Source organism: Paenibacillus sp. 2RAB27 (assembly GCF_052115445.1).
Classification (GTDB): domain Bacteria; phylum Bacillota; class Bacilli; order Paenibacillales; family NBRC-103111; genus Paenibacillus_E.
In genome coordinates this window covers 13663-33702 of record NZ_JBFRGR010000009.1, presented here as the reverse complement: position 1 = coordinate 33702, position 20040 = coordinate 13663, and the positions used below count along the sequence as shown (strand labels likewise).

Annotated in this window: 12 protein-coding genes and 3 pseudogenes; all 15 read right to left on the bottom strand. The window is 42.2% G+C overall.

Annotated features, from left to right (window positions below):
- Positions 1-119: 119 nt before the first annotated feature.
- Positions 120-473, bottom strand: a pseudogene (locus tag AB4114_RS14950) (IS6 family transposase); the annotation flags it as partial.
- A gap of 389 nt (positions 474-862) precedes the next feature.
- Entirely contained in the window at positions 863-1537 is a 675-nt protein-coding gene (locus AB4114_RS14945; RefSeq protein WP_441989146.1) for an ABC transporter ATP-binding protein, read from the bottom strand.
- A gap of 112 nt (positions 1538-1649) precedes the next feature.
- Positions 1650-2171, bottom strand: a pseudogene (sigK, locus tag AB4114_RS14940) (RNA polymerase sporulation sigma factor SigK); the annotation flags it as partial.
- Positions 2172-2689: 518 nt separating this feature from the next.
- Entirely contained in the window at positions 2690-4492 is a 1803-nt protein-coding gene (gene uidA, locus AB4114_RS14935) for a beta-glucuronidase (protein WP_441989145.1), read from the bottom strand.
- 28 nt (positions 4493-4520) lie between these two features.
- Positions 4521-6806 carry a glycoside hydrolase family 2 protein gene (locus AB4114_RS14930; protein ID WP_441989144.1) on the bottom strand — a complete coding sequence of 762 codons (2286 nt, stop codon included), beginning with the start codon at positions 6804-6806 and terminating at the stop codon, positions 4521-4523.
- Positions 6807-6889: 83 nt separating this feature from the next.
- A complete protein-coding gene (locus AB4114_RS14925; protein ID WP_441989143.1) occupies positions 6890-8407 on the bottom strand; it encodes an ABC transporter substrate-binding protein in 1518 nt (505 codons plus the stop codon).
- Positions 8408-8462: 55 nt separating this feature from the next.
- Complete coding sequence (locus tag AB4114_RS14920) at positions 8463-9341, bottom strand: carbohydrate ABC transporter permease (protein WP_441989142.1); 879 nt, start codon at positions 9339-9341, stop codon at positions 8463-8465.
- 14 nt (positions 9342-9355) lie between these two features.
- Positions 9356-10225 (bottom strand): ABC transporter permease, encoded by an 870-nt coding sequence (locus AB4114_RS14915; RefSeq protein ID WP_441989287.1) that lies wholly within the window; start codon positions 10223-10225, stop codon positions 9356-9358.
- Positions 10226-10482: 257 nt separating this feature from the next.
- Positions 10483-12027, bottom strand: a complete 1545-nt coding sequence (locus AB4114_RS14910; protein WP_441989141.1) for a response regulator transcription factor — start codon at positions 12025-12027, stop codon at positions 10483-10485.
- Positions 12028-12040: 13 nt separating this feature from the next.
- Positions 12041-13759 carry a sensor histidine kinase gene (locus AB4114_RS14905; protein ID WP_441989140.1) on the bottom strand — a complete coding sequence of 573 codons (1719 nt, stop codon included), beginning with the start codon at positions 13757-13759 and terminating at the stop codon, positions 12041-12043.
- Between the two features lie 946 nt (positions 13760-14705).
- A complete protein-coding gene (locus AB4114_RS14900) occupies positions 14706-15380 on the bottom strand; it encodes an ABC transporter ATP-binding protein (protein ID WP_441989139.1) in 675 nt (224 codons plus the stop codon).
- 76 nt (positions 15381-15456) lie between these two features.
- Positions 15457-15978 (bottom strand): annotated as a pseudogene (gene sigK, locus AB4114_RS14895) (RNA polymerase sporulation sigma factor SigK); the annotation flags it as partial.
- Positions 15979-16177: 199 nt separating this feature from the next.
- Positions 16178-17767, bottom strand: a complete 1590-nt coding sequence (locus AB4114_RS14890) for a glycoside hydrolase family 3 protein (RefSeq protein ID WP_441989138.1) — start codon at positions 17765-17767, stop codon at positions 16178-16180.
- Positions 17768-17789: 22 nt separating this feature from the next.
- Entirely contained in the window at positions 17790-18713 is a 924-nt protein-coding gene (locus AB4114_RS14885) for a dienelactone hydrolase family protein (protein WP_441989286.1), read from the bottom strand.
- A 26-nt stretch (positions 18714-18739) separates the two neighbouring features.
- Positions 18740-19987, bottom strand: a complete 1248-nt coding sequence (locus tag AB4114_RS14880) for a carbon-nitrogen hydrolase family protein (RefSeq protein ID WP_441989137.1) — start codon at positions 19985-19987, stop codon at positions 18740-18742.
- Between the last annotated feature and the right edge of the window lie 53 nt (positions 19988-20040).

Below are 20040 nucleotides of genomic sequence, written 5' to 3'. Positions count from 1 at the left end.
TTACATGATCGAAAAGCAGACCTGTACTTGGCCTGCTTTGTTTTCGTTTAATGCGACGAGGGTAACCAACCAATAATTTGCAATGATAAGCACTTCGCCGCATGAATATCACGATTTTAGGACAACATGAAATCTATCGAGCTTCCCTCAGAATCGACTGCCCGATATAAATACTTCCACTTCCCTTTGACTTTGATGTAGGTTTCATCGACCCTATATGAATCGATAGTCGGTTTCAAGTAGGGGCGAATTCGTTTGACTATTTCAGGTTCGAACTCATGAACCCATCTCATGATCGTAGTATGAGGAATATTCAATCCTTGCTCTTTCATCATTTCTGCGACATTTTTATAACTCAAACAATATTTTAAATACCATCTAACGGTTAATAGGATCATATCAGTTTCGTAAGGTTTCCATTTGAATACATTATCTTTGATTCCATACTGATTCGGCCCATCCCATGATTTCATTTCCCCCTATGTTATCACGCTTTGGATCCTTTGCACCAAAACCCTTTATTTCCCAATACAATCTTTATTTCCCATGATCAGATGATCTTTATTTTCCTTAATCAAATAGAGTATGAAATCACTCGATTTTCCCCCGATTTCTTTGTAATATACATCGATTTATCGGCTTTTTTATAAGTTCGTCAGCCAGTGGAATCCCCTTCTATCCAACCAGCTAATCCAATGTTAGCTGTCACAATCGTCTCCTGTTGGACGATAACGCCATTCCCTTCACACTATTGGAATATTTCTCCTACACTAACTAGAGAAAAATGAAGCCTATGTATCCAACGAAAAAGAAACAAGAACCCCCTTATTTCCCATGGAGTTCCGGCCTCATCATTCCTCAACTAAAGACTCTCCAACAACCGACCATCCCGAAACCTCACAACTCGCTTCGCCTGCTGCGCAATCGCATGATCATGTGTGATGAGAATGATCGTCCTACCCTGATCATTCAACCTAGTGAAAATATCCATAATCTCTATACCCGTCTTCGAATCCAGTGCTCCCGTCGGCTCATCTGCCAAAATGATGGCGGGATCTCCAGCCAAAGTCCGTGCGATTGCCACACGCTGCTGCTGGCCGCCGGATAGTTCCGAGGGCATATGTTTCCTTCGATCTATTAAATCCACCGCTTCTAGCGCCTTCATGACAAGCGGCTCTCGTTCTTTCCTCGTCAATCCTCGATAAATCAATGGTAGCTCAACATTCTCGTACGCGCTTAATCTCGGAAGCAAATTAAAGTTCTGGAACACGAATCCGATCTTCCGATTTCGAATCTCCGCTAGTTGCGAATCTTTCATTTGGTTAATAGATCTCCCATCTAGAACATACGTTCCAGTGTCAGACACATCCAAACACCCGATGATATTCATTAGCGTAGACTTACCCGATCCTGATGGACCCATAATGGCGACAAATTCGCCTTCTTCAATCACCAAGGATACATCATCCAAGGCATGAACAGTTTCCCCGCCCATCACATATTGCTTACAGACATGATCGATTTGAATCAAGCTCATATCCTTCGCCTCCATTTTGCGATCCCACGATCCCTAACAATGAAGAATGCGATTCATTCTAAATCTGTTACCCGTCTTTGTACTGCTTTGCCTTATCAGGCGTTACCCTGTTCTACCTCTTCGCCTTATAAAACTCATGATACAGCTTCATCAGCGCCCGCTTTTCAATCCGTGATACATAGGAGCGGCTAATCCCCAGCTCCTTCGCGATCTCCCGCTGCGTCCGCTCTTCGCCGCCAAGCTCCAATCCGAACCGACCAACCACTACTTCCTTCTCGCGGTCATCCAATATCTCCAGATTGCGATAAATCTTGCTCTTCTCAATCTTCAGCTGCACCGCATCCACCACATCGTCAGCCTCGCTACCCAGGATGTCAATGAGCGTAATTTCGTTCCCCTCTTTGTCCGTCCCAATGGGATCATGCAAGGACACATCTTTCCGCGTTTTCTTCAATGAGCGAAGATGCATCAGGATCTCATTCTCAATACAACGCGCCGCAAATGTAGCCAGTTTCGTGCCCTTATTCGGCGAGAACGACTCGATAGCTTTGATCAGTCCAATCGTCCCGATGGAGATCAGGTCTTCCAAATCTTCTCCGGTATTGTCGAATTTTTTGAGGTTGTGAACACGAAGTTACGTAAAATAGGCGTTCAGCCCCAGAGAGAGAACACCATTGGATCAATATCAATTCAGTTTCAATTGCAAACGAGTTTCAACACTTTCTCATTCAGTACTTTTTTGCCAATCAATAGGTGAAGCTTTACCAAGCAGATCAACATACAAATCCTCTGATGCTTTATACAACAAGGAAAGCGCTTGTTAATGTAGAAATCCTAGTGTATCCGTAAGCGACTGCGTCTTAATCACAGCTACATTCCTTAATTTTTATCATATCTGCTCATTTAGTTCAAACGCCACCTCGAGTTGACTGTTTTGTTTGCTTCCATACGAATAAGAATTGTCTCCATACAATAAATTAAATAGGCGTTCACTCTAGGAGTGGCGCCTTTTTTAATTTCAAAGCTTAATTTGTCACTTTAAAACTTATTTGTCTCTCAACAGCCCCTCCCTCATCCAATTCTAAGGCAGACTTATGCCTCCAATTTGAAAATGATCTAACATTTCAAGACTTTCAAATTGTCAATGTTTTATTAATTCACTTCAGTTTTATAGTAGTAATCCTTGATATTTCGATATCGTTCCCGCAGAAAATGAGCGGCTTTCTTGGGGCGCCTGTCCCTAGTGAATACGCCCTTCTTGTTTCCATCCACTCTTACAATCCCTTGCTTTGTAGCAAAATCCGCAAAATTCCAGACATGCTCACCAACCACGAAGTCGAGTTTGTCCATAACTTGATGGTATGTTTGTAGAAAGTCACATTGATACTCTTCCGACCACATGAGAGGCACCGTTGAAGTCAGCCCTTGGATGGTATCCGCACCAAACTCCGTTAGAAAGACAGGTTTAGCAGTAAGATTCCACCATGCTAACAGTTCCTGATGTAGTACTCTGCCAGCCATCTCCAAGTCATTACCAAACGCATACCAGCCTACGTATCGGTTTAAGCACAAAACATCGCTTAACGAATGAATTTTGCAGGTAGTTGGTGAGGCGGCAAAATAATTCACAATAGTAATGGGTCTTGTAGGATCAAGCTTCCTGGTCAAATCCGCAAGTGGTTTAAAATATTCATATGCTCCTTCTTCCTCACCGGCAGGTTCGTTAGCAATAGCCCACATTACAACACATGCGTGATTCTTATCTCTCTTTATTAACTCTTTAATAGCAAGTTGATGGCTCTCTTGGCATTGAATGGTTTGCCAGGTATTACGTTTATTAGATGAAGCGTAAGCTCCTAATGAGAGATGAAGCCCTACCGCAGCAACCTCGTCAACAACAACTATTCCTTCACGATCAGCCAATCGCATGATTTCTTCTGAATACGGATAATGGGAAGTACGGAATGAATTAGCCCCAATCCACTTCATTAAGCTAAAATCCTTGATATTCAACGCTTCATCCAAACCTTTGCCATGGACTTCCGCATCCTCGTGCTTACCAAATCCTTTAAAGTAAAAGGGCTTGCCATTAATCAGAAACTCTTTTCCTTCCACTTTAACCGTACGAATACCAAAGAGTTCGTGATATGTGTCCACAACACTGCCATCGTTGCTAATAACTTCTACTCTTAGCGTATACAAATAGGCAGCTCCAGGCTCCCAAAGCGTCGGATTCTCGATTTTCATATCTCCATGCAAACCTGATGATTCAGCAACAACATTCTCCTGTTCATCCAGAATCGTTACCTTAACATTGGTGGACCCTTCGGTTTCCACTTCATAATAAACTACGCCTGTTTGGCCGCGAAGGTCTGTGCGAATAGTAATGTCATTGACATACTGTTGTGCCGTTGTATATATCCGAACAGGTCTGTGAATACCGCTGTAATTGAAGAAATCATGGAAATAGTCCTGCTTTCTAATCTCATTCCCCGCAGCATCACGTCTGACATTCACCTCACCGATGGGGACTGTAGTGTAGTCGAGCACATTATTTACGAGGACAGTAACCCGATTTTTACGATCGAAATTTACGAAAGGTGCAATGTCTGCTTCAAACGGGGTGTAGCCTCCGTGATGCTCCATCACCTCTTGGCCGTTAACCCATACTTTGCCGTAATGCGTTACACTACCGAATCGGAGTACGATCCTTTTTCCTATCCAAGTCTCAGATACGTAAAACTCCCGTTCATACCAAACGTCACCCACATGATCTCTGACTCGAGCGTCTTCCACCAGATCATTATAGCTGGCCGGCACGGGCATGGGGATAGTACCCTGCAGTTGTTGTTCATATACTCTATTGGTAACACCTGTTCCGTCATCCAGTTTGAAACCCCAGATCCCATTTAACTCGATCAATTCTCTCTTCGTATTGCTTTGCGGATATAACATACCGGGATATCACTCCTGTTATTGAAGCCTATTTCTTAATCACGTTCAGATCTTTATTGATTACAGTAAGCAATTCTTTAGGAATATTGTAGAATGAGAGCTTTGACATTTTCTCAATGGACATGACTCCTTTGGTCAATTCAAACCTAGGATTGTGAGTTGTATGATCAAAATATTTAAGAAACACTTCTTTAGCTTTCTCATTCGTATATAGATCTTCTATCGTGTCAAAAGTCGAATAACAGCTCTCTTTCAGTTCAATCTCTTTAACATCGGTTAAATCGAACTTTTCGAACCAGTTCACAACAAGCCTAGCCTCTTCCTTCTTTATATAAACATAGCTGTTATCTAATTCCATCGTATAATGAAGCACAATCTCATCGGTATAGATGGTACCATGTTCATCCACGCCCACAACCTTCAGATGATTCTCCCCTGCGGTTAGCGAAAGATCCTGCACCAACTTTACTGGTTTTTCACTATTTATTTCTTTGAGCAGGAGTTGATCTTTATAAACTTTGATACTAGAAATATTGGAAAGAATAACAATATCATTCAACTCCCTATGCCTATTAGCAAAACGACGCCCGGCAATGTGGACAAAAGGAATCTTAGACCAATAGGCTTTATATAGATAATAGGCATCTTTCTTTATTTTCCGGTCAATCGTTACGAGCCCTTTCAAGTTCTTACCAGAATCGCCGCCTTCGTTTCTATTTGCACTACCGAAGTCGAACATATTCCATACATAGCCTCCCAAGACATACGGCCTATCATTAAATGTCTGTAACGCATTATGATGGAAGAGCAGCTGATATTCCTCGGTATAGTCTTTCACTTGCGGAGAATAAGAATGAAACCGAGGGTTCGTATCTACGCCATACTCGGCTACAAGAACAGGCACATTTGGCTGTACACGATGGAATTGGTCCAGTCTTTCTCCCAAGTTTTTCATTTCACCATAGTACCACCCATAATACAAATTATAGCCGACAAGATCGGTAAAGGTGTTAAGTTGGCTATCGTCTTCAACCGAATATATATTAGCCTGTGCCGTTAGCCGATCAGGATCCAAGTGTTTGGCCAAATCCTTTAGCCGGTCTACACTTTCATATGTTTTCTCATTTTCAACAGCTATTGTGATTTCATTCTGTACTCCCCAGCAATAGATGGAGCAATGATTATAGGCTTGCTTAATCAATCTTTCAAGCTGATCTAATGCATTCTGATTTTCAGGGTCTAGGGTAGAAGGAATACTAATAAAAGGGATTTCCGCCCAAACTAGCAACCCGTATTGATCACACAGGTTATAAAAGTAATCGTCATGCTGATAATGAGAGAGACGAATGCTATTCGCACCAATATCTCGAATTAAAGTCATATCTTCATCCATGTGAGCCTTAGTAATGGCATTACCTACACCAGCATAATCTTGATGACGACTAACCCCATTAAGCTTTATAGGTTTACCGTTCAGTAGAAAGCCTCTTTCTGCTGTTACTTCTACCGTTCTAAATCCATACTTCATTGATCTCATATCATAAGTCTGTCCTTCTATATTTATGGAAACATTGACGGTGTATAAATATGGATTTTCAATACCTTCCCATAGTGTAGGATTATGGATCTTACTTTTCAATTTAAAGGCAGTTTCAGAGATTAGTGATAGTTCCTGGCTTTCTTCTAGAACTGTCTTGTTCTCATGGTCGCTAACTTGAACGATAAGAGTCCCCATTGCGGGAATAGAAGATTCATTGATTACTTTTCCGAAAACTTCTAATTCAAAGGAGTTACTTCCCATTTTTTTTTGATTTAAATACACACCGTCTCGTCCTTGATCCAGTAGGTCAAAATGTATATCCTCCATGACCAGGAGCTTTACATCCCTATATAAACCTCCGTAAAACGTAAAGTCAGCCATTAGGGGGAATACATCCTTGTGCAAGCTATTATCCACCATGATAGCTATAAGGTTTTCTCCTAGAATAAGGTAAGGATTCAGATGGACTCTGAACATGGAATATCCGCACCGGCTCTCGCCGACACTTTGCCCGTTAATATAAACCGAACCAAGCATCCCTGCTGCTCCGATTTCCAGGAATAATTGTTTTGCTTTATCCTCGCTAGAGAGAATCAGTCTTTTTTGATACCAGCACTGTCCTCGATAGTACTGACTTCCTTCTTGCCCATCCATGTGATTCCAGCAGTGTGGGAGAGTGACTTCCTCCCCTCCTTGAATATCATCCAATGAATAGGTAATACTATTGTTTTTAGTAAAAATCCATCCATCATTCATCTCAATGGTTTGTATCATCCTGCTAACCTCACTTATGATTCAATATTGGAAAATAATTGCGGTAGACCCGCTCGCATAATGCAAGGGATCTACCGCAAATTTTATTTATTGCTCTTAGCCCACTCATCCAACTGCTTCTGCTTTTCAGCAATGATTTTATCCAGCCCCGCGGCCTTTAACTGTTTATTAAATTCAGGCAGCTTCGTTTCAGGGTCCACCATACCCGTTTCTAAAGCAATTTTAAATTGATTTTGTACATTCGTAACCGCAGCAATTTCTGTTTTCACAGGCTCTGCATCAAAGCTAAAGCCGAGAGCTTTCGATACTACCGCACTTTTATTGAACTTGGACATTTTATCCCAAAGCTGCGGCTCGTCGCCGTTCCAGATATAGGATAAGAACTGGTTACCGAACATATAGCCTTGTTGTAGATTGTAACCAGAGTTTGATGCATCGACCCCTGCAGGGAAATCGATAACATCTCCTTTTTTCACGTAATGCTTTCCTTCTACTCCCCAACTGAACAGATTTTGAAGGTCTTTGTTCGTGTACAATAAGTCCAACAACATCATTGCGCGTTCCGGGTTTTCCGAGCTCTGCGTAATGCTCCAAGCGCTGCCTGTAATTTTATCTGTTGTCGTGATCGGCTGAGATAGACGAACGGAAACCATTTCCTTGCCCGTGCTTCGAGATTCCTGCTGCTCAATGCCAGGCTTCATTTGGGATAACCATGAGAAGCCTCTTCCTGCCTTGACGAGATTATATTTCGTTTCCGTATCCGTAGCGGCATCCTTTGCAATATAACCCGCTAGGTACCACCTTCTAACAAGTTTGAGCAAATTCTCGTATTCCTTGGTTTCAAACCAGTTCACGACCTTTAACCCATTGTCATGCTTAGGGAGAACACCGAAGCCGTTTCCAAGTGAGTCCATAAGAGCCGCCACGTAAGAATCAATAATGGAAGAGGCATATTTTACGGCTGGCGTTACACCGGGCTCATTATCTTTGATTAGTTTAAACACCGCATCCAAATCATCAAGTGTTTTGATGCTATTTACATCAATCTTGTATTTTTCAACTAGGTCCTTACGCATCGTGATTCCGTAATCGGACGCCAGATCTTTAATATTTGGCAAGCCATATATTTTTCCGTTTACTTTCGTTGCATTTATAATGGCAGGATTTTGTTCATCCAGAGCCTTCTTAGCATTTTGACCGCGTTTAGCAATAAGATCATCCAGTGGCAGGAAATGTCCCTGAGCTACAGTTTGCGTATATGACCCGCGGACACTACTATACATGAGATCAATTTTCTCCTTACCCGCCAGCATAACAGTTGTTTGCTGTGACCAAGTTCCAAAGCTGATCGGCACAAGTTTTACGGTAGCATTAATTTTTTCTCTCGTGATTTTATTGATTTCCTCCGTAACCAACTGCAATTCTTTCGGTTGGTTATTGATGGGAAACACCATGACAATTTCATACGGCTTTGACTGAGCCCCGCTCTCCTGTACTTTCTGGGGCGTTTCACTACTATTTGAGCTGCAGCCCGCCAGTAAGACACTCGTTCCAAGCCCTAATAAACCAAGTTTTATACTCAATTTCTTCAGTGCTACCATACAAAACTCCCCTTTTGTAATTTTATACTAAACTGGCATAGGCCAGTTATAGCTATTATCCTTTTACAGCGCCTACAGTAATTCCTTTAATAAAGAATTTTTGAAAGAATGGATACGCAGCAATGATCGGAAGGACCCCTATAACAGCAATAGCCATTCGCATCGATTCCAAAGGTAAATTCGCCGCCGCTTCCATCGTTTGTCCATCACTGTTCTGCATAAATTGGATATCCAGCAAAATGCGATTCAATAAATTTTGGAGGCTGTAATATTTGCTATCGGTAATATAGATTAGCCCATTGAACCAGTCGTTCCAATATCGAATGGTTTGGAATAGACCAACGGTGGCAAGCACTGGTGTTGATAAGGGGACGACGATACTTATAAAAATTCTTGACTCCTTCGCTCCATCAATATAAGCCGACTCAATAATCGATGGCGGTATGGAGGTTGCGAAGAAGGTACGCATGAGAATCACATAAAACGCATTCACCAGTAATCCCGGAATAATTAGGGCCCAAATCGTATTCTTCAAATCAAGTAAATTGGTATAGACCAAATACGTAGGGACAAGTCCACCATGAAACAACATGGTAAAGAAAACGTAGAAAGCCAGAAACTTGCGAAATGGCATCTCTTTCCTGGATAACGGATAAGCAAGCAAAGAAATAAATGTTAGTCCTATTAGTGTCCCTACGACAGTTACTAGTATCGTGATTCCATACGCTCGCATGATTGTCGCAGCGTCATTCCAGAGATACTCGTATGCTGAAAAACTAATTGTCTCAGGAATTAGCGAGTATCCGCTGCGAATCAGCTCCATATCGTCCGTAAAGGATGCCGAAACCAAAAGAAGAAAAGGAAATACACTGCAGATGGCAAAGAGCAACATAATAATATTCAAAAATAACTGATATCCTTTATTTGTTAGCATGGGTGTCACCTTCCTTAAAACAGTGCATTCTCGCTGTTTACTTTTTTAACAATAAAATTGGATATCATAACGAGGATGAATCCGACAAGAGACTGGTACAGCCCAGCAGCAGACGCCATTCCGAAATCACCTAAATTCATAAGTGCTCGGTATACATAGGTATCAATGGTATTGGTAACCGGCATCAAGGCCCCTGTATTTAAGGGCACTTGATAGAATAGCCCAAAGTCAGAATAGAAAATACGTCCGATGGCTAATAGTGACATTATCGTAATGACAGGAGTAATTAGCGGTAGGGTAACACTCCACATCTGCTGCCACCGGTTGGCCCCATCTATCGTTGCGGCCTCGTAGTATTCTTGATCAATCCCAATAATTGCTGCTAAATAAATCACACATAAATATCCTGCGTCCTTCCATGTGTGCACAATCGTTAATATATAAGGCCAATATTTCGTTTCTGCATACCATTCGATTGAATTCATCCCCAACATAGGAAGAATCGATTTATTGATAAATCCACTTTCAACATCCAAAAATGATAATACCAGGTAGCCCACAATAACCGTGGAAATTAAATAAGGTAGTAAGATAAAGCTTTGAAACATCCGTGACAAAAATCGATTCTTTATTTCATTCAACATGATTGCTAAACCGATGGCAAACACTGTGGTTAGAATTATAAATACAATGTTATACAGAATTGTATTTCTGGTGATGATATAGGCATCTGATGTCTTAAACAAATATTCAAAGTTTTTGAACCCAACCCAGTCGCTTCCCCAGATTCCTTTCGCAAAATTGATGTTTTTGAATGCAATGACTACCCCAAACATAGGCAAATAATTATTAATCAACAGATACAAAACTCCTGGAAGCGTCATTAAGAGTAATGCCCGGTACTTAACCACCTTTTTTAATAACGCTCTCGTGGCTGTAACTTGTTGGGGCTGTACTTCTGATCGTGATGCTTTATATGCCCTTGTGTTCAATGTCATCTCCCCCTTATTCAAATTCTTCAGTTCTTATGAACCTTATATTAAGCGAAACGATTTCAAGCAACTACCATAATTCCGCACTCCCATTTTTGAATTTCCGTCCTAATAAAATAAACATCCCGAATCGGGATGTTTATCTAATATTAACGAACCGTTTTTCTATAGTCCTGAGGTGTCATCGTCATCTCTTTCTTAAAAGTGGTTGAGAAATAAGCAAAGTTGGAATACCCAACAGCCTGGGCTATGCTGCTCACGGGTAAATCGGAATGTGCGAGAAGCTCTTTAGCAATATGAATCCTTTCTTGTACAATGTAATCCGAGATTGATATCCCTGTTTCCTTCTTAAACAATTTCACAAGATAATCCGGACTTAGTCCGATATAGTCAGCAATGTATTGCCGTGATAACGGCTGATCAATATGGGAAGTAATATACTGTTTAATTCGATCCACAAAAGATTCATTTCCCCCTTCATCTTGCATTTGAAGAAAAGTGATATCTAGAACCTCCATCACCCAGTTTTGAAGATCATTGATGGACTTCGTAACAGTAAGTGCTCGATCAGGAGATAAGTGATCAGTGAAAATTTGATCCGCTTTAAGACCGTTTTGCTGCAGAGAATACAATAGCATTTGCAAAAAACTCTGGTAAAATAGCTTCAGACCTTTCGCATCCAGTCCTTCTATTTGCTTCCAGGAGTTAAGTGAACTTACGATTTCCGCTTGCAGCTTCTTTTTATCCCCCCGCTTCATCATTTCAGCCCATATGTTCATTTGAGGCCAAGAGACGTCTTCTGTCTTAACGCTTTTTTCTCGGAAAGCGATTACCTGTTTACTTTGAGAAACATTGTTAAGGTGCAGATACATTAGTTTATCATACATGACAAGTACGTTTTGAATTTGAGTCACTTCGCCCATATAACAGGAAAGCTGGCAATAAAAATGTTGATGACTAGCTTCAATAAAAGACCTACACAAATCTGTCAGCATTTCTTCGGTTGGAAAGGAATCTTTCCTCAATTCAAGGATAATTAAGATAAGACCGGTTTTAATCTGAATAATTTGACCTTTATTCCCTTGTTGTAGGATTAGCTCTTCCGCTGTCTTTCGAAGAGCATACTCCATAATATTTTCCTCACGCACGGAAAGCCTTTTCTCCCAAAGTTGAACGCCTATCAGTATGGGCAGAAAGCTTGCCATTTCTGAATAAGGGATACTTTTTTCAGAGAGCACTCTCTTTATTACTTCCGGGTGTGAAGGTATGTTTTGTTGAAGTAAGTCCAGCCAAAAACGTTCGATTACTAACGGCCTTTCCGTCTTTATTTTTAATATAGCCTTCTGTACGGCTTCCTTTAATTCTTGTTGCGGTACTGGCTTCAGTAAATAGTCTAGGCTTCCCAATCGCAGCGCTTGCTTGGAATATTCAAAATCAGCATGACAAGTTAAAAAAATGGATTCTGTTTTCAAATATTTTTCTCTTACCCACGTCAAGAGATCCAGACCATTACCTTGTGGCATTTCAATATCACAAATCATCACATCAATTGAATGATTTTCGAATAACTCTTTAGCCTGGCGGATATTATATGCAACAAATACTTTTGTTATTCCAAGCTGTTCCCAATCAACGGTAGCTTTCACCTTGTTGGCAATGTATACTTCGTCATCTACAATCAATAATGTGTACATAGTAATAATCTCCTTATTCTGACTGAAGTGGAAGAACAATTTTAACAACCGCCCCAGGATTATTGTAGAAGGTGATGTTCGCTTGATCTTGATAAAGCAACCATATTCTTCGCTGCACGTTCCATATTCCGATATGTTCTCCCGAGTCATTGTTCATGAGGGCTATACCTTGCTCCAATTTCTGCAAAACCCCTGGTTCAAATCCTTTGCCGGTATCTTCAATACGAATAATCAATTGGTCTAAACTTTGCTCGATATCAATCCGAATATGAATTGGCTCATCTAAAGACACGGCATGCTTGATCACATTTTCAATAAATGTTTGTACCATTAAAGGAGGGATTTTATAGTTCATTAGAGATTCCGCTATGAAAAAATGAGTAGTCAGGTTTTCAGGAAAACGAAACTCTTGAATACGCAAATAATTTTGAACATGCTTGATTTCATCCTTAAGCAGCACGAAATCCATATGACTACGAAACATGAAACGGAAATATCCAATTAAAGACAAAGATAACTCCTTTAGTAATTGAAAATTTTGATCCTCTGCTAAGTAGTATACAATATTTAAGGAGTTCAAATAAAAATGAGGGTTGACCTGCAATTGCAGATGCTTTAACTCCGCCTTTTGGTTGTTTAAACGCTCTTCATAGACATTGATTTTGAGCTCCTGTATTTGAGCCATCATATCGTTAAAGGTTTCATTCATCATTCGGAATTCTTGAGATATCGGCGTATTAACAATCCGAGCCTCCAAGTTGCCGTCCTTGATCTTGCGCATCGCTACAATAATGCGGTTAATCGGCAGAAGTACGGTCCTTCTCAAGAAATATAAAGCTCCGATTAAAACAAAGACCGCCCCAATTGTAATTATCAATATAATACGCTGTGTATAAGGAAGCTGCTCGATAATATTACGATCCGGTATTACGGCAAGCAAACTGAAATCTCCTTTAGTTGATTGCTCACCAATCACTAGATACTTTTGATTCGCGCCAGTTAGTAAATAAGTGCCCCGTTCATAGTTCAGTTGAATTTTCTGTGAGTTGTAAAAATCAATGTCCATTAGCGGTTGATTACCAGCATCAACAATCAGTGATCTTCCCTCTTCCCCTAGGTCCAACAGGTCAAGAGGCACCATGATTTCTTTGGAATTTACCAGTGCCCCAATATACACATTCCCATATTGAAATAGATGAATAAGATAAGGAGTTCCATTAATTGTAATTGTAGTCCAGCGATTCATACTATAATGGGATAGTTTCTGAGAATCTTGAGCTACCTCCTTAAGTGTATTTTTAAATACATGAAGATCTGGACTCTCTGAAACAGTACTTCGKGGAGCAAGTATTAGATCTTGGTTCACAACGGAATAGGCAAAGAAAAAATCCAGCGCGTTATACGAGTTGCTTTTCTCATACAATTCCCGAAATAGTTGATATTTAGAGAGATTATAGGTATCTAGGTCCTGCTCAGCTGGACGATCCAAATAAGATAATCCTGCATTCTGCGCAGCAAATTGAAGGAGATAAGTGTCAATATTATTTAAATCCTTATCGATCAATCCCGTATATAAGTGAAGCAAATTATTGCTAGATTGTGCCACCTGATTGCGAACTACGCTAATTGAATAATAGCTGTTATAAACAAGAAATGTAATAATCGGCAGCATGATAACGAATAAACCGAAGATTAACTTAAACCGAATCGTATTAAAATTTAACGACAGCATGTTAGAAGTCTCCTTTAACATTGTAGTAGATAAGATTCCAATTAATTTGAAATATTTTCTCGGTCCATTATATACTACTAAATTGATATAAGGGTATCTGTAAAATATGTGATGTTGCTACGGCTAGAAAAAAAACGCAAGTTATTCCATAAGTATTTAAATATAGTCATATGTATCGGTCCTACAAAGAATATCTGTCATGTGAAACCAAAATTAGGTAAGTACAATCATCAGGAACTGTTTTTAGTAAGCGGTTAGACCACGTTTTATAAGTTCGGTTCACGGATAGCTCTAATCGAAGCACAATCCTCTGTTCCCTGCTGGAAGTGTCAATCAACATAACTCTTTATTTGATAAATCAGTCTTGTCTAATATCCAGTCCCTTGTCTTAAACATTGATTATTAATTTAATACTCAAAGTGAGGTCTGGATTTGTCCAATGTTCTTCTTAATGATGTTTACCTTTGCAGATGCCTGGATATCAAGGATATTTTGAAGTCGATTATATTGATCTGTAAGCGAGATTTGTTCGAATAAAATAGTGTTTTCGGATATTCGCAAATCAAATACAAATCGAAGCAGAGGGACAGCGGTACCMTTGCTGTCCTAGATCCACCCGATATATTCAACACTAATCAACAAACCCTTAGAAATTAAAAAGTGAATGTTCATAATAGTAAATATTCACTAACGAAATCTATTTACCACTAACGATCTTTATTTCACTTGATCACCAACCACCAACTCAACTTGCCTCCACCCCATTTTTGATATAGTAGATCCCTAATGAATTATGCTCATGAAATTTCACTTTTACAATCATTTGAATTCACTTCAATAAACAAGCGTTCCTCAAGGTCATCAAAGCAGCATTCACCATTATTAAAAGCTCAAAAGCCCTACGATTTTATCGTAGGGCCGATCTTTGTGAGTAATATTGTTCGTTTCAATTAAATAACCTGCCATCCCGAAACCTTACAATCCGCTTTGCCTGCTCCGCAACCTGCCGATCATGCGTAATCACAATAATCGTCCGTCCCTGCTGCTCATTCAAGCGCCTGAAAATATCCATGATCTCCGCGCCTGTCTTTGAATCCAGCGCCCCCGTAGGCTCATCCGCCAAGATGATCGGCGGATCTCCCGCCAACGTGCGCGCAATCGCAACACGTTGCTGCTGTCCACCAGACAGCTCCGATGGAAAGTGCCGCCTGYGATCCAACAAATCAACAGCTTCCAGCGCTTTGAGAACCAGCGGCTCCCGCTGCTTCCTCAATAAGCCGCGATATATCAGCGGCAACTCCACATTTTCATAGGCATTTAATCTCGGCAGTAAGTTAAAGTTCTGGAAAACAAACCCGATCTTCCGATTCCGAATCTCAGCCAATTGTGAATCCTTCAGCGAATGAATCTGCTTCCCATCCAGCACATACAGGCCTTCATCCGAAACGTCCAAACAACCGATGATATTCATCAGCGTGGACTTCCCAGACCCCGAAGGTCCCATAATAGCGACAAATTCGCCTTGTACAATGTCTAGCGAAATGTCATCTAGGGCGCGGATTATCTCCCCGCCAATATAGTAAAATTTACTCACATGCTCAATCTGTATTAAGGCTGTCATTGTCTTCGCCCCCCCATTATTTGAAGCCAAATAAATGAAGAATACGATGTTCCAACCTGATAACAATGCTGTTCTTTTACCTCTTCGCCTTATAAAACTCGTGATACAGCTTCATCAGAGCCCGCTTTTCAATCCGTGAAACGTAGGAACGACTAATTCCCAGCTTTTTCGCGATTTCCCGCTGCGTCCGCTCTTCGCCGCCAAGCTCCAAACCAAATCGACCGACAACAACTTCCTTTTCTCGGTCATCCAAAATCTCTAAATTTTTATAAATCTTCGACTTCTCAATCTTGAGCTGGACAGCATCGACTACGTCATCTGCCTCACTGCCAAGGATGTCAATCAGCGTAATTTCATTCCCCTCTTTATCCGTTCCGATCGGGTCATGCAGAGATACATCTTTACGTGTCTTCTTCAATGAACGCAGATGCATCAAGATCTCATTCTCAATACAACGCGCAGCAAAAGTCGCCAGTTTTGTCCCTTTGTTCGGGGAGAAGGACTCGATAGCTTTGATCAGTCCAATCGTCCCGATGGAGATCAGGTCTTCCAAATCTTCTCCGGTGTTGTCGAATTTTTTGACGATATGAACACGAAGCAAGGTAAATTACTTTACAGTATTTCTAATTCAAACTGACGTGTTGATTAATGACCAACTATGTTGAAGTTACTTACTTTTTCTTCCAAGTGAACATAAAACTAAACCCAATACCTGGTAGGTACTGAGTCTAGTTTTTGTTATGTATGTTAGCCCATTATAGTTAATTCTTTTTATTCCGGTATAGCCTTCTGTTGCTTTATTGGTGAGCGAACAACTCTCGATTGATTGGAATTTTGCCGGTCATCGCTTGCAGCAATAACTCGGCCGAGCATTCAATATCACCATACATATTAATTATAGAATCAATAGAGGCTTCATACTCTCGGTGAACGAACGGATGGAAATGAGATACGAAAATGATCGGCGTTCGTAACTTCGTCCACCCTCCCATCATATTTCTAGCCACTTCATCATGTAGACGAACTACGTTTATCCCATAACTAAGCTTACAGCCAATTGAACAAATAATCAGGTCGGCAGCTTTCTCCGAAGCTGCTTCAAAAAGCGCATCTGGTCCTGGATCCAACCATTGCGTCACATGATCGGAGAACTTACTGATCTCCTGCTTCATACGAGCATGCAGTTCCATCAATTGATCATGATTGTTCATTATGACCACATGGAGTACTCTGGTCTGTGGCTCAATGGGGAAAGGAATTAATTCGGCGCGATCGCGTACGACGGTAATGCAAGCCTGCGCCACCTGCTTGGCGGTTCGCTGGTGTGCTTCCCGATCGAACTGTGTACTTCCCGCCACCACTGCTTCTTGATTGAATAGCCCCATCTGCGTTTTGACGGCTACAATGCGGCTAGCCCGATCGCGTAGCGTTTCGATCGAAAGCTTCCCGCATGCAAGCCGCTGCTCCATCTCTGAGTAAAATCGCTCATTTATACGGGGAAAGAGCAGCATGTCACAACCACTCTCCAGCGCGTCAGCACAAACATCGTAATAATTTCTAAACCCGACGGCACCACCCATTTCAAGCGCATCAGACACGATTAATCCTTCAAAACCCATCCGCTTGCGTAGCACCCCCTGCAGTAAATTAGGAGAAATTGTCGCCGGCGGATACAGACCACGTTCATCTGGCTCGTCTAGGCATGGCAGCGCGATATGTCCCGGCATCACGGCCATTGCACCTCGGTCAATTAATTCCTGAAAGACTCGTCCTGGCCCATGCCACCATTTTTCCTGAGATAATGAAATGACCGGTGTCGTCAAATGATGATCCAAACTAGTAAATCCGTCTCCTGGAAAATGTTTAATTGTTGCCATCATGCCATGTTCTTGTAACCCCTTCATGTATGCGCCGGCTATTTTCACAACATGTTCCGGGGTGACACCTGGACTCCTCATACTGACAACTGGGCTGTCGGGATCAACTGCCAGATCTGCTACAGGTGAAAACGTCCAATTGAACCCAAGCACTTCAGCTTCTTGTGCTGCTATACGTCCGGTCTCATACGCCAACGTCTCCGAATTTGTTTGGCTTAAGCCCATCATATAGGGAAACTTGGTAGCTCCTAAAATCATATTACCCGGTCCGCATTCCAGATCGCTGACGATAAATGGCGGAATTGTACAGGTTTTCTTGAACTCTGCAATTACCCCCTCCAGCCGGCTGCGCTCCATGGGATGAAAAAACATTGCGCCGAACTCCTCTAGACACTCTTCCCCGATTCGTCCTAAAGTCGGACAGCAGACTTGCTTCAACAATTGTTTATGGCTAAGCGATTGCACCTTCGCTTGTATTTCTTCCGTGACAGTGACTCGATATTTCCCCACTTAGTCAGCTCCCCACTCAAATTCATACGTTCATTGATTTGTTTAACCACGCTTGTAAGTAAGCAATAACTTCCTCCCGCATCGCCTTCGTCTCCAGATGGGCAACGTCATACCTGGATAACTTCCATGACTCGGAAGCTCCTAATGCTTCATAGACGCTTCTTAATTCGCGATCTATTTTATCTAAGCCCTTGACCGGGGTTAAGGGATCCAGACTGCCTGCCAAGCTCAAATGGGGTCGCGGGGCAATCAAAGCATTAATTTGAGCCGTTGTAAAATGATTCAATAAATCGGATACATAGTAATATAAGCCATGTCGGTCGAGCCCGCCCTCCTCCAAGAGCGCCTCAAAATCAGTCAGGCAGCAGATGTCAACTGTCACTTGAATACGCGGATCCAACGCTGCGAGCCACCATGCCATCGTACTCCCCATCGACATCCCTAGCGTACCTATCCGTGCAGGATCCACATCAGAACGAGATACGAGATAATCTACAGCGCGCAGGCTGTCAAAAACCATCATTCCCCACATCGTCCGCCCTTGCCAGAGCAGCTCCTTAAAAATGGTCGCTTCGCTGCGCATACTTCGTTCCCCAAATGCCCAAGCGTCAATACATAAAACAGAAATCCCCAATTGTGTGAGACTCTCGCCGTAGGATACTTCGTTCATATAAGGAGCTGGCGAGAGCAACTCCTCTTTGCCAACCTTGTATCGCCCGCCATGCGAGTGGTTATAGAGCATAACCGGAGAACGCGGGCCTGCATGCTTGGCGCGTAAAAAATAGGCAGGAACTGGCTCGCGATCATTCAATTCCAATACGAGTTTCTCTAATATATACGAACTGTTCTCTTGTTCTTGCAACAGATGCGCTTGAATCGGCTTCGTTCGAGACGGCGGCTTGCCCAGCAGTCCCATCAATTCTTCTCTGCGACCAACGACACTCATCATTCACAGCCTCCCCGTAGTGCGATTTAGATTATATCCGCGTAAGTATCAGGTCTTCTTTCTTTTCTGAAAAGGCTACGCGCTTCCCCATTTCCTGGGCCTACCGACAGCCAGTACTTATACAACCGTTGATCCAAGTCAAGATCTGCAGCAAAAACACCCATCTCCTCGTCCTGTACATATCCGATCAGTTCACCGTTAGGAGCAATCACTCGACTGGCGTTAGCTCCGCACCCGCAACCAGCCACGACGACATATAGTCCATTATCCCGTGCCCTGGCTCTTGTCTGCAATAAGCCATTTCCTATCGTTGGGATAAAAATGACTTCCGCACCTTGCAGCGCCAAGACCCGCGCTGACTCGGGAAACTCCTGGTCATGGCAAATTAAAATCCCCATTCGACCAAAATCAGTGTCTATGACGACATGCTCATCGCCAGGCATGACACCCATTTCCGCCTCGTACAATGGCAGATGAATTTTTCGATACTTCCCTGCAATCTTGCCTTCACGGTCCAGCAGTACTGCCGTATTGTAAATATGTGCTTCGTCACGTTCATACATTGTAAAGAGAATGTAGCTGCTAAGTGCCCTCGCTTGCTCCGATAGGATCTCAGTAAGCGGACCCGGTACGGGTTGACATCTTTGAACCAAAGGAAGCTGCACGAAACCTTCATAGAAGGTCTCTGTCAGCATAATGATATCCGGATGATGCCCCCCCGCTTTATTCAGTAAGCCCAGCATTAATTTCAGATTTGTATCCATGTCTTCAGTCGGTCTGGCATACGTAGTGACGACGCGCACAGTTTTTTTGAGCGGGTTTTTGCACGCTTTAACTTGTACGTTCCGCCACACGACGCTTCCGTCAGCGCTCCAACGAAACGTAAGCTCCAGACGCAATTGCGCGGCATGCAAAGGCGCATCCAATGTCCGTCGCAAAGTTCTCCACGCATCATCGCTTTCTTCAACGAGCTCGAGATAGTCCCGCTGCAGTAAAGTACCTTCATCGTCCATCCATGTTGCAATCATATAGACGCTCACATGCTCATGGAGAACATCACTCACCTGATACTCCGATTGAATGGTATAATTCTGCGTTTCATTAATAGGGATGTTTCGGCTATGCCAACTTCCATAACATCCTTTTTTCCCTGCACCGCTCATCTCCAGTTGTAGTTCTTCATCCAACGCAATTCGCGCATAGGAAGGCGATACTTCTTCTCGGGGTGCCCAGAATTGCCATTCCCCATCTTCCATACTCATGATTGTTCGCATCGGGATAAGCTCCCTCCTAATCTTATTTATGGTCGCATTCGAAAGGGGGACTT